General features: G+C 29.9%; 9 protein-coding genes and 1 tRNA gene. 3 read left to right on the top strand and 7 right to left on the bottom strand.

What is annotated here, in order from left to right:
* From AB1Z17_RS01810 to AB1Z17_RS01780, 7 genes are all read right to left on the bottom strand, one after another.
* On the bottom strand, window positions 1–504 hold a 504-nt coding region (locus AB1Z17_RS01810), incomplete at its 3' end, for a KdsC family phosphatase (protein ID WP_368050082.1).
* Window positions 488–1249: a Rossmann-like and DUF2520 domain-containing protein gene (locus tag AB1Z17_RS01805; RefSeq protein WP_368050081.1), complete on the bottom strand. Its 762-nt coding sequence runs from the start codon at window positions 1247–1249 to the stop codon at window positions 488–490. The genes AB1Z17_RS01810 and AB1Z17_RS01805, both read right to left, overlap by 17 nt.
* A gap of 198 nt (window positions 1250–1447) precedes the next feature.
* Entirely contained in the window at window positions 1448–4177 is a 2730-nt protein-coding gene (ppdK, locus tag AB1Z17_RS01800) for a pyruvate, phosphate dikinase (RefSeq protein ID WP_368050080.1), read from the bottom strand.
* A gap of 411 nt (window positions 4178–4588) precedes the next feature.
* Complete coding sequence (locus tag AB1Z17_RS01795) at window positions 4589–5905, bottom strand: TolC family protein (protein WP_368050079.1); 1317 nt, start codon at window positions 5903–5905, stop codon at window positions 4589–4591.
* On the bottom strand, window positions 5892–9071 hold the full coding sequence (locus AB1Z17_RS01790) for an efflux RND transporter permease subunit (RefSeq protein WP_368050078.1): 3180 nt from the start codon (window positions 9069–9071) through the stop codon (window positions 5892–5894). The genes AB1Z17_RS01795 and AB1Z17_RS01790 overlap by 14 nt, the downstream gene beginning before the upstream one ends.
* Window positions 9072–9077: 6 nt before the next feature.
* Window positions 9078–10199 carry an efflux RND transporter periplasmic adaptor subunit gene (locus tag AB1Z17_RS01785; RefSeq protein WP_368050077.1) on the bottom strand — a complete coding sequence of 374 codons (1122 nt, stop codon included), beginning with the start codon at window positions 10197–10199 and terminating at the stop codon, window positions 9078–9080.
* Window positions 10196–10642, bottom strand: a complete 447-nt coding sequence (locus tag AB1Z17_RS01780) for a MarR family winged helix-turn-helix transcriptional regulator (protein WP_368050076.1) — start codon at window positions 10640–10642, stop codon at window positions 10196–10198. Before AB1Z17_RS01780 ends, AB1Z17_RS01785 begins: the two co-directional genes overlap by 4 nt.
* Before the next feature lie 196 nt (window positions 10643–10838).
* On the opposite strand from AB1Z17_RS01780, the gene bshB1 reads away from it, so the two are divergent.
* The 3 genes from bshB1 to AB1Z17_RS01765 all read left to right on the top strand — a co-directional run bounded on the left by bshB1 (window position 10839) and on the right by AB1Z17_RS01765 (window position 12504).
* Window positions 10839–11561 (top strand): bacillithiol biosynthesis deacetylase BshB1, encoded by a 723-nt coding sequence (gene bshB1, locus AB1Z17_RS01775; RefSeq protein ID WP_368050075.1) that lies wholly within the window; start codon window positions 10839–10841, stop codon window positions 11559–11561.
* A gap of 50 nt (window positions 11562–11611) precedes the next feature.
* Window positions 11612–11687 (top strand) — tRNA-His (locus AB1Z17_RS01770).
* Between the two features lie 118 nt (window positions 11688–11805).
* Window positions 11806–12504 carry a hypothetical protein gene (locus AB1Z17_RS01765; protein WP_368050074.1) on the top strand — a complete coding sequence of 233 codons (699 nt, stop codon included), beginning with the start codon at window positions 11806–11808 and terminating at the stop codon, window positions 12502–12504.
* Window positions 12505–12695: the final 191 nt, after the last annotated feature.

Here is a 12695-nt window from a genome sequence, read left to right as displayed (position 1 = left end):
TTGCATCCATTTTCCCTGAACTTTTAAAACCTGTTCAATAACGTCGCGCACACAACCAGTTCCTCCTCTTTTTTGTGAAATATATTTTGAAATATCTTGAATTTCAGGAACTGCGTCTTTTGGACAACAAGGTAATCCTACCATTTTCATAACAGGAAAATCCGGAATATCATCACCCATATATAACACGTTTTCAGGATTGATATTGTTTTTAGTGAAATAGTCTTCTAATTGAATGGTTTTAGTATGTGTTCCCAAATAAATATCGGTGATTCCTAAACCTTCTAAACGCTTACGAACACCTTCATTACTTCCTCCAGAAATAATGCATACATTATACCCAGTATCCACAGCAGTTTTAAGCGCATAACCGTCCTTAATACTCATATTCCTAATCAATTCTCCGTTTGTAGTTATGGTAATAATACCATTGGTTAAAACACCATCAACATCGAAAATAAAGGTGTTAATTTGTGGCATTATTTCTTTATAACTTTTTTCCATAAGTGTTGTAAATAGATTGGGTGAGCAATTTATAAATTTCTTTTTGATTTTTAGTTAACATTGCTTCGTGTTTTTTTAATGTTTTAGAGTCATTTCTCTTTGCAGGACCCGTTTGAGCATCAAAAGGACTTAAAGTTTCAATTTTTAAAGCAGTTTCTTTAATTATAGGGTGTAAAATTTCAAAAGGAATGTTATTATCTTTGCAAATTTGATTGCCAATAAAATATAAATGATTTACAAAATTATTGACAAAAACGGCTGCTACATGTAAATTTTTACGTTGTTCAGAATTAATTTTATAACAGTTTTTTGAAATAGTTTTAGCCAAATTTTTCAGTAATTCTAAATCTGCTTTAGAAGTGGCCTCTATACAAATTGGTATGTTGGAAAAATCAATTTTTTTATCTTTTGAAAAAGATTGAAGCAAGTAAAAAACCCCTTTGTTTGCGTTGCATTTTAATTCTTCCATTGCCACACTTCCAGAAGTGTGAACAACTAATTTATTGTTGAAATTCAGCTTTTCTGAAACTTCTACAATAGCATCATCAGCAACACAAATTATATAAATATCAGCCTCTTTTAATTGATTTAAATTAGTTGTTATTGAGGTAACGTTTTTTAAATACTGAATTTTATCAATCGTTCTGTTATAAACCTCAATTAGTTCAATATTTTTTGATTTTAATAAAATAGCTGTTAAATGATACCCAACATTACCAACACCAATTATACTAATTTTTATCATAGAACGAAGATAGCATAATTAGTTGAAAAGTTTAGAAAGTTGAATATTTTAGATGAATCAACATTAAATTTAATTATGCAACGAGTTCTCTTCCTATTGGGAAAAGTAATAAAGCATTTTAATAATTATTTTAACAAAAAGAAGAAGCTGTTTCAATATTTTGAAACAGCTTCTTTTATCTACTAACTAAAAACTATACTATGCTTGTTTTTTTATTGCTGCTTGCGCCGAAGCAATTCTAGCAATTGGCACTCTATATGGAGAACAACTTACGTAATTCATCCCAGTATTGTAACAGAATTCTACAGAGCTTGGCTCACCACCGTGCTCACCGCAAATACCTACTTTTAAGTTTGGTTTTACACTTCTACCTTTTTCAGTTCCCATTTTAACTAATTGACCAACTCCTTCTTGATCTAATACTTCGAAAGGATCTACTTTTAAAATTCCATTTTCTATATAAATTGGTAAAAATTTACCAGCATCATCACGTGAGTAACCAAATGCCATTTGAGTTAAATCATTTGTTCCAAATGAGAAGAAATCTGCTTTTGCTGCAATTAAATCTGCTGTTAAAGCTGCTCTTGGAATTTCAATCATTGTTCCAACTAAATATTCAATAGAGTCATTTCTTTCTTCAAAAACTTGGTTTGCAGTTGCTCTAATTAAAGCTTCTTGATTTTCAAACTCAGCAATAGTTCCAATTAATGGAATCATAATTTCTGGTTTTGCTTCAATTCCTTTTTCTTTTAAGTTTAAGGCAGCTTCAATAATAGCTCTTGCTTGCATTTCTGTAATTTCCGGATATGTGATACCTAATCTACATCCTCTATGGCCTAACATTGGGTTAAATTCTTCTAACTCAACAATTTTATTTTTTACAGCCTCTAATGAAATGTGCATTTCTTCAGCTAACTCTTTTTGTTGTGCTAAAGCATGAGGAACAAACTCATGTAAAGGTGGATCTAATAAACGAACTGTTACAGGTAAACCAGCCATTGCTTCAAAAATTCCTTCAAAATCTTCACGTTGCATTGGTAATAATTGATCTAAAGCTTGTTTTCTTCCTTTTACAGTATCAGAAAGTATCATTTCACGCATTGCTTTAATTCGGTCAACTTCAAAGAACATATGTTCAGTTCTAGTTAAACCTATACCTTGAGCACCAAAACTACGAGCCACTTTTGCATCTTTAGGAGAGTCGGCATTTGTTCTAACTGCCATTGTTGCGAATTTATTTGATAATTCCATAATTTCAGCAAATTCTCCGCTTAATTCAGGTTCAATTGTTGCAACTTTTCCTTCAATAATATTTCCAGTAGAACCATTTAAAGAAATCCAATCACCTTCGTGATATTCGTGACCATCAACTGTTAAGGTTCTGTTTTTGTAATTAATTTTTAACGCACCTGCACCAGAAACACAACATTTTCCCATTCCACGTGCAACAACAGCTGCGTGAGAAGTCATACCACCACGAGCAGTTAAAATACCTTTAGCAATATTCATACCTTCTAAATCTTCAGGTGAAGTTTCGATACGAACTAAAATACTTGTTTTAAATTTAGAAGCCTCATCAGCAAAAAACACAATTTGACCAGTTGCAGCCCCAGGCGATGCAGGTAATCCTTGTGCAATTACATTTGCAGTTTTTAATGCTTTTGGATCAAAAATAGGGTGTAATAATTCGTCTAATTTATTTGGCTCAATAGAAAGTAAAGCTTCTTTTTCAGTTATGGAACCTTCTTTTAATTTGTCAATTGCAATTTTCACCATTGCAGAACCTGTACGTTTACCATTTCTGGTTTGTAAAATCCAAAGTTTACCATCTTGCATAGTAAACTCCATATCTTGCATATCTTTATAATGATTTTCTAATTTTAGTTGATATTCATTTAGTTCATTATAAATAGCAGGCATTAATTCTTCTAATGAAGGGTATAATTCAGCTCTTTCAGCTTCTTCAACTTTAGCTAATTCTGCCCAGCGTAAAGAACCTATTTTTGTAATTTGTTGTGGAGTTCTTGTTCCTGCAACTACATCTTCACCTTGTGCATTAATTAAATATTCACCGTTAAAAAGGTTTTCACCAGTACCAGCATCACGCGTAAAACAAACTCCAGTACCAGAATTGTCTCCCATATTACCATAAACCATAGCTTGTACGTTTACAGCAGTTCCCCATTCACTTGGATAACCGTTCATATTTCTATAATATACTGCTCTGTCTCCGTTCCAGCTATTAAATACTGCTACAACAGCTCCCCAAAGTTGATCCCAAGGGTTTGTTGGAAAATCATGTCCTGTACGTTTTTTTACAGCATCTTTAAAATCATAACAAAGGTCTTTTAAATCTTGAATTGTGAAATCTGTATCTAGTTCAATATTTCGCTTATGTTTTAAGGCTTCCATAATTTCTTCAAAAGGATCTATATCTTCTTTTGATTCTGGTTTCATTCCTAAAACAACATCACCGTACATTTGAATAAACCTTCTGTAAGAATCCCAAGCGAAACGTTCGTTTCCAGATTTTTCAGCCAATCCAACAACAACTTCATCATTTAAACCTAGGTTTAATACAGTATCCATCATACCTGGCATTGAAACTCTTGCACCAGAACGCACAGAAACTAATAACGGATTTTCTTTGTCTCCAAATTTAGATCCCATTATATTTTCTATATTTTCTATAGCATCTTCAACTTCTTTAGTAATCATTGCAACAACTGCATCTTGCCCAAACTTGTTGTATTCTGTACAAACTTCTGTAGTAATTGTAAATCCGGGAGGAACAGGTATTCCTATTAATCCCATTTCAGCTAAGTTAGCTCCTTTACCTCCTAAAAGGTTTTTCATTGTACTATTACCGTCTGCGGTTTTATTTCCAAACTTGTAAACTCTGGTTTTCACCTCTTGTAGCGTCTCCATCTTAAATTATTTGTTTATATATTAATCTTTTTGTTATAATGGCTACAAATTTAAGCACAGTCTATAAAGTATATTATGACTTATGTCATTATATTTTTCTGTTTTAAACAAAAAGTAACGTTTGTTACTTTTAAAAAAGAATACATATGCTAATTAGATAGATTTTTTTAAATTTTTTTATTCTCATTACAAGGTGTTGTGTTTGATAAAATTTTTTTTTAAATAATAAAATGTAAATAATTTTACGGTTTTATTGGATTGAACAATTAGACTCGTTTTAAATAAAGAGATTTAAGTGTGCCTTTTTAAAATAGTGTTAATAAATGTTTAGACCCTGTAACCAGATTGTGGTTATAGGGTCTAAATCTAAATTGATGTGTTTTTTTACTTTTAAGGGTAAATAAAAGTTAGTTAAAAATTAGTATCAAGCAATTCTCCAGAAAGTTGCAATAATATTAATTCTGCATTTTTAGCATCGTATTTTGCAGCATTTAAATTAGATTGTGCGTTCAATAGATTTATTTGTGCTTGTCTAAACTCAATTGAAGTTGCTTGTCCTAACTTAAATTTTTCTTCAGTTCTTGAAAAATTGTTTTTATTGGTTTCAACATTTTTTTCTTCTGCATTTAATATAAATAGAGCGTTGTTATAAACCTCTAAAGCATTTGCTACGTTACGTTCTAATTCATTTAATACTTTTTCTTTTTGTACTTTTAAGTTGTCTTCGAAAATCTTTGCATTTTGAATACGTGTTTTTGTAGTTCCGCCATCAAATAAATTCCAATTTAAACTCAAACCGGCATTTAAACCTTGAGACAATTGTTCTGCATAATTAAAACTGGCATCGTTATCAGATTTATTAAAACCATAAGAACTATTTAAGTTTAAAGTTGGTAATAAATTAGATTTGTTAATTTTAATATCGAATTGACTTAATTCTAGGTTTTTATTAACTTTTTGCATTTCAATATTGTAATTTTTAGCTTTTTCTAAAAGCGTATTTAATTCAAAAATTGAATTAAATGCAATGTTTGTTTCAACCAAAAAGTCTGTATTAACATTTCTTCCTAATGCTAAATTCAAATCTCTTTTAGAATTTGCCAATAAACGTCGCATATTTATATATCTAATACTATCGTTATTAACATCGACTTCTGCGTTTAATACTTGAAGTTTTGTGTTTTGACCATATTCAAACCCATAATTTGCTCTTAATAAACGTTGTTTAGAAACATTTAAAGTTTCACTAATATTTTTACTGTCTTCAGTCAATTGTGCTACATTATAATAAATTGAAAAAATTTGTAATAATGAATTTTCAATTACGGTTTGCGCCTCTAATTCAGATAAATTATAAGCCTCTTTTAATCTTTTATAATTGTATGATCTCCCTAAACCATCAAAAAGTGTATAATTTAAACCAATTGATGCGTTGTATGATTTAGATTCAGCGCCATTATTTTCTGAAACAGTTCCGTTTTGCAGCGTATTTTCAGTATCATTTAAATTGTAATTAGCACCTGCATTTGCCGTTATTCGAGGTAAATAACCACTATTATTTAAGCTTGAATTGTTTTCAGCAATCTTAACATTATTTTTTGCAATTAAAATTCCATAATTGTTTTCTAAAGCTAGGTTAACGGCGTCTTCTTTAGTTAGTTTTTCTTGAGCAAAACTGCTTGAAAAACAAAGTAAAAACATGATTACTATTTTATTAATATAATTCATCTTCCTTAATATTTGATTCAATAATTGCTCTTTCAACTTCTTCTTTTGTAACTTTTTCACCTGTTCTTAACCATTTTAAAAATACTTTTACTGAATTACCAAGAGATAATAATAGTGGTAACACAACCAATGTTAAAACAGTAGCTATTGCAATACCATAAGAGATTGATAATGCCATTGGTTTTAGAAATTGTGCTTGTCTGCTCTTTTCTAATAAAAGTGGTGCTAAACCAGCAATTGTGGTTAAAGAGGTTAAGAAAATTGCTCTAAATCTTGAAATTCCTGCTTTAAATAATGCCTGATCATATTTTAGACCTTGTTTTAAATTTGAATTTACCTTTCCAATTAGAACTAAACCATCGTTAACTAAAATACCGATTAAAGCAATAATTCCTAATGCAGATAACACATTTATTGGGAATCCGTGAATCCAATGTCCCCAACCCACACCAATTAAACTAAAAGGAATCATAATCATTAATAATAAAGGCTGATCATAAGACCTGAATGTAAATGCTATTGTAATATAAATTAACAACAGAATAATAGGAAATGTTTTTGCGGCTGAACTAGAAGTTTTTTGAGCTTCTCTATTTTGTCCTTCATAAATAGCTGATACTGTTGGGTATTTTGATAAAATTTCAGGAATAACAGTAGATTTAATATTTTCAATAGCATCTACGGCACTACCTTCCGGATCTTTTAAATCTGCATTTACTTGAATTTCTCTTTTTCCGGCTAGGTGATTTATTGCAACTTCACCTCTTTGAATAGTATATGTAGCAATTTCTCCAAAAGGAACGCGGTTTCCAGTAGGTGTCGTAATCCACATATTATCTAAATCTTTAATGGAAGATCTGTCTTCCTTTAGGTAACGTACCCAAACCTTAATTTCATCTTGTCCACGCTGAAAACGTTGTGCTTGATATCCGAAAAAACCTGCTCTAACTTGGCTCATTACTGTTTGTAGGTTTAAGCCTAATATGTACGCATCGGTTTTTAATTTAATTTGCACTTCTTTAATACCTTGAGGATCATTATCTGAAATATCTTTTAATTCAGGATTTTGACTTAAAACAGTTTTAAGTTCTTCTTTTGCAGCTTTTAATTCCTTTATATTATTTCCTAAAAGAGAAACAGCAACAGGACTTCCACCAAAGCGACCTCCAGAACCATAGGTTAAACTTTCTGTTCCATAAAAAGTTCCTGCTTTTTCTCTAATTGAATTTGTAATGTCAGGCGAAGAAAACTCTCGAGATTCACCCGGTAATAAATTTACCGTTAATGAAGCATTTGAGGTTCCAGGGCCAATACGTTTAATTACATTTTGAACAACTTTCTGATTGTCAGATTGTTTATCTGTATATTCTTCACTTACCAACCAAACAGCTTTTTCAATTTCAGAGATTATAGAATCTGTAACTTTTTCATTTGTACCTTGTGGCATTGTTAAATTAATAGCAATTCTATCACTTGCTATTTTTGGAAAAAAATCGGTTTTAATAATACCTCCTTTAATACTAAAAATTGTAAAAATTAATAATGCTATTGGAATTGCAAACCCAGCAATTTTATTTCTTAAAAAGAATTTTAAAAATGGAGCATACAGTTTATCTCTAATTAAAAATAAAAAACTTTCAGATTTACTATTAATAGCTGAGAAAATTTGATTTATTTTCGTTTTCTTTTTTTCCTTACGAACCAGTGCTTTAGAATGTGCAATATGTGCAGGTAAAATAATTAATGCTTCTATTAAAGAAATGGCTAGCGTGAGTATAACTACTGAAGAAACTTCGCCAAAAAATTTCCCAATTCTTCCGTCTAAAAAGTAAAATGTAGAAAAAGCCAATATTGTTGTTATAATTGCAGAAACAATTGGGGGTATAACTTCTAATGTTCCGTCTATTGCTGCTCTAATTGGAGTTTTTCCTTTTTCGTAGTGATTGTAAATATTTTCACCTATAACAATACCATCATCCACCAAAATACCTATTACTATAATCATTCCAAAAAGCGATAGCACGTTTATTGTAATATCTAACATTGGAGCAAAAATAAACATACCAAAAAACGAAATTGGTAATCCTGCCGCTACCCAAAATGCTAATCTGGGATTTAGAAATAATGATAAAAATAAGAGGACTAATAAAATACCTATAATACCATTTTTTACAAGTAATTCGGTTCTTTGAACTAATGTAACAGAGTTATCACTTGCAACATTAATTTTTACGTTTGTGTATTCTTGATTAAACTTATCAATATATTCGTTTACAATACCAGCAGATTTTATCAAATCTTCATTGTTTGTGTTTGTAATTGAAATATTTAAAGCAACTTCACCATTAAAGTAAATTCTATCTGGAGTTTCTGACCATGTGTCTTTTACAGTTGCAACATCGCTTAAACTAATAATATTCCCAGAATTATCACTTTTAACAGGAATATTTAGCAATTCTAAGCCTTGGTATTTTTTATTACGTGCTCTAATTAAATAGTCTTCATCACTTGTTTTAATATTTCCACCTGATATTAAAATATTTGCATTTGAAACCGCTTTTGCAACTTCTTGAAACGAAATATTATAAGCTCTTAAATCACTCTCTTTAATTGCAATATCAATTTCTTCAGCAGGAAAACCAGTTAAAGATACTTGAGAAATACCTTCCATTGCTCTAATATCATTTTCTATGGTTCTACCGTATTGTTTTAGAGTTGCCAATGGTAAATTATCGCCACTTACAGTAAATGAAATGGTTTGATTAACACTTTCAATTTTTGAAATAACTGCAGGTTCCATTCCGGAAGGAAATGAGGGAACCCGGTCAACAGCATTTTTCACATCTGCTAAAACAACATCTATATTTTTTCCTTTTTGAACTTCAATATTTATAGTTGCTGCATTTTCTCTTGAAACAGAGGTAACTCTATCAACACCAACAATACCTTTTAAATTATCCTCAATTTTTAGGACAATTCCTTCCTCCATTTCTTCAGGGGAAGCTCCAGGGTAGGATACACTAACATTAATTCTGTCTGATTCTGATAATGGAAAAAAGGAAGATTTCATTGAAAGCACTCCAATTACTCCAAAAATTATAAATGCAATAATAAAAATATTAACAGCAACTGGATATTTTATAAAATAGGTAATTACTTTTCTCATACTAGACTATTTGTTGTTAGTTTCGTTAATTGTTTTAACTAACATTCCATTATAAGCTCCAGGAAGTGGTTTGGATAAAATAGTTGTTCCATCTTCTAGCCCTTGTATAATTACAGTATTATCATTAAAATAAACGGGGTTAACAGAAACTAAGTTTAGAGTTGAATCTTTTACGGTAAACAGTTTCGTGTCATCAACCAATAATTTTCGAGATATTTCTATGGCATTTTCTATGGATTTTGATTCTAAATCGGCAGTTAAATACATTCCTTCTCTTAGTTGATTTCCTTTAACTTGTAAATATGTTTTTACGGTTTGTGTAGCTTGGTCAATTTTTCCATTTATTCGTACAACTGTTGCTTCCCAGCTATTGGTTTTATTAAGATTGTAAATAGTTACTTTAGTTCCTTTTTTAAGTAAATTAGCACTTGATTCATTAATATTTACTTCCATTTCATAAACAGAAGGATCTATAAATTCTCCTAATTTTTGACCAGCTCTAACCAAAGAACCTTGAGTTACCATGGCTTCAGTTAAAATTCCATTAAAAGGAGCTCTTAGTGTATATTTATCAAGTTTAACTTCTAAGTTTTTAACATTATAATAACTTGTAATAATACCCCTTCCAGAAATAAAGAACTTTTCTTTTTCAGAGTTTGTTTCAGGAAGTTTAGGAGTAGTTTTATTGATATCAAAATTATTTAAATACGATTTCCATTTTAAATATTCATTGGGATAATCTAATTGAATATCAGGCATTATTGCAGTAATAGCATTGAATAGATTACTTTTTTGTGCTTTTAAATTTGCATAAAACTCGTCACTATTTATGGCTATAATAGTTTCATTTTTCACAAATTGAGTTCCTGCTTTGAAGTTTTTTGAAGTCTGTTTTAAAACACCTTGAACTTCTGAAAATAATTCAATTTTATTCTTTGCCGTTAAACTACCACTTGCTGTTATAATAACAGGAATAGCTTTGTTTTCAATTGTATTTGTGTAAACAGTACTTACTATTTTATTAAAGGTTGGTTTTCCTTTTTTATTGCCGTTTGCAATTGCCATACCACCAATAATTGATAGGGCAATAAGTAAAATGCTTAAAATTGTAATAATTATTTTTCTCATAATTTAAATGAATGTTCTTTAGAAATATTTAGTTGAATTTTTTTAATAGTATCAATTGCTTGAAAAATTTCAGTATCAGGAATTCCTTTTTGAAATTTTTCAATTGTTTTTTTTAAAAGAGGTAGGGTGGTTAAGTATGTTTTTTTACCATGATTGGTTAAATAAATAGTTTTAACCCTCTTATCAGATTTTATAGATTTTCTAGAAATAAGTCCTTTTTTTTCCATTGATCTAATAAGCCGAGATAGTGATGTTTTATCGCTTTCTGTAATTAGGGCTAAATCGTTTTGAGGTTTGCCATTGTTCTTTGTTAAAACTTTTAAAACTATAAATTGTTCTATACTTAAATCAATAGCATGTTCTTTAAATGTTTTATTAATAAAACAAGCGTGCATTTTGGCTGTGATACCTATCCATGGAAAAATTGACGCATCTAAAAACATTTTATTTTTTTTGTTAGCGCAAATATAATATTAATTAACATAGTTGCAGCTACAACTATGTTAATTAATGTTAACAAAAAAACACTCAAAAAAAATCATTTTCGAGGGTTTTAAATAATTAAAATAGTTCAATGATATAATTGGTATAAATTTTCAAAAATAAAAATGTTATATATTTGCTTTAAATAAAATATTCATGGTTTTAAAATTAGATATTTTAGCTATAGGAGCACACCCGGATGATGTGGAACTAGGTTGTGGAGCAACCTTAGCTAAAGAGATTTCTTTAGGGAAAAAAGTAGGAATCTTAGATTTAACGCGGGGAGAATTAGGGACAAGAGGTTCAGCTGAAATTAGAGATCAAGAAGCTAAAAATGCAGCAACTATTTTAGGCGTTGAAATAAGAGAAAATTTAGCTTTTTCTGATGGTTTTTTTATAAATGATAAAGCACATCAGCTAGAAATTATTAAAATAATACGGAAATACAATCCTAATATTATATTATGCAATGCTTTTGAGGATCGGCATATAGACCATTCTAAAGGTAGTAAATTGGTATCTGATGCTTGTTTTTTATCAGGCTTGGTTAAAATTGAAACGCAATTAAATGGTAAAGTTCAAGATGCGTGGAGACCTAAACAAGTTTATCATTATATTCAATGGAAAAATATAGAACCTGATTTTGTTGTAGATGTATCAGGGTTTATTGAAACTAAATTGACAGCAGTAAAAGCATACAGTTCTCAATTTTACGATCCAAAGAGTACAGAGCCAAGTTCGCCAATTTCAAGCAAGAATTTTTTAGATAGTATTGTTTATAGAGCACAAGATTTAGGTAGATTGATAGGAACTCAACATGCAGAAGGTTTTAACACAGAACGTTATGTTGCAATAGAAAATTTAGATAAATTAATTTAAAAAATGTTTGTATAAAATTATACAATGTTTTACATTTGCATCCGCAATATGGTGGTTGTAGCTCAGTTGGTTAGAGCATCGGTTTGTGGTACCGAGGGTCGCCGGTTCGAATCCGGTCTTCCACCCAAAATTAAAGGTCTGTTTTTCAGACCTTTTTTTGTTTTTAAGCCTTCTTTTATGATAAATTTTACATTTGATAACAATAATTTTAATAGTTTTACAAACTGAAATTTAAATCATTAAAATGAAAAATTATATTTACATAGCTGCCTTATTAATAACAACTTCAATTGTTGCTCAAACTTCAAGTAATTTAGAATTGCAACAACAAAAAATAAAATTAGCATTAAGTTATAATGATAAAGGAGCTGCAGCTTCTGCAATGTTTTCTATTATTGCAATGGAAGGTGAGCAGAGTACTTATAAAGATAGTTTAGCTTACATGTATTTTAATGATGCGAAGTATATTTCTAGTTTTTTAGTAACTAATGATATTTTAAAATACAAACCTGATAATTTAGAATTATTAGAAATGAATGCCATTTCTGTAGAAAACATGGGTGCTTTAGAAAAAGCTGTGGAAGTATATTCTAATTTATTATCTAAAACTAAAAATAATTTTCACGCTTATAAATTAGCAAGTTTACAAATTGCATCTAAAAAGTTTGTTGATGCCTATAAATCTATTAAAGGAGCCGACTTACTTGAAGATTCTGGTACAATTAAAGTTAATTTTCAAGTGAATAAAAATTACAACCAAAGTGTAGATTTAAAAGCGGCTATTGCCTATTTAGAAGGAATTATATTACTTAATCTAAATAAAGAAACAGAAGCAAAATTAAGTTTTATGCGTGCTGTAAATTTATTTCCAGATTTTGTGCTTGCCAAAAGTAAATTAACAACTCTGGAAAATTCGGAAAATTCTGAGAATAAAGAAGGGTAAGTATTATTTGTGAGAAGTCAAAAGTGAAACGTGAGAAGTCAGGATTTCGAAGATGGAATTACTTTTACTTTATACCAGAACCAGATACTTGCTGCCTACTACCTGTTACTAAAACTTACCTGCTCAACTTTTCTGCTAAATAAGGCGCTGTTAAAGAATCTTTACAATTTATAAGATCTTCTGGTGTTCCT

It is taken from the genome of Lutibacter sp. (genome assembly GCF_040883305.1).
GTDB lineage: Bacteria > Bacteroidota > Bacteroidia > Flavobacteriales > Flavobacteriaceae > Lutibacter.
Note: the sequence above shows the minus strand (reverse complement) of the source record. Positions and strands in the feature narration are given on the sequence as shown.

Bases quoted from the DNA above. Each gene is read 5' to 3' on its own strand.
- AB1Z17_RS01805 (WP_368050081.1), bottom strand. From the start codon at position 1,249: ATGATAAAAATTAGTATAATTGGTGTTGGTAATGTTGGGTATCATTTA.
- AB1Z17_RS01795 (WP_368050079.1), bottom strand. From the start codon at position 5,905: ATGAATTATATTAATAAAATAGTAATCATGTTTTTACTTTGTTTTTCA.
- AB1Z17_RS01790 (WP_368050078.1), bottom strand. From the start codon at position 9,071: ATGAGAAAAGTAATTACCTATTTTATAAAATATCCAGTTGCTGTTAAT.
- AB1Z17_RS01780 (WP_368050076.1), bottom strand. From the start codon at position 10,642: ATGTTTTTAGATGCGTCAATTTTTCCATGGATAGGTATCACAGCCAAA.
- AB1Z17_RS01785 (WP_368050077.1), bottom strand. From the start codon at position 10,199: ATGAGAAAAATAATTATTACAATTTTAAGCATTTTACTTATTGCCCTA.
- bshB1 (WP_368050075.1), top strand. From the start codon at position 10,839: ATGGTTTTAAAATTAGATATTTTAGCTATAGGAGCACACCCGGATGAT.
- AB1Z17_RS01765 (WP_368050074.1), top strand. From the start codon at position 11,806: ATGAAAAATTATATTTACATAGCTGCCTTATTAATAACAACTTCAATT.
- ppdK (WP_368050080.1), bottom strand. From the start codon at position 4,177: ATGGAGACGCTACAAGAGGTGAAAACCAGAGTTTACAAGTTTGGAAAT.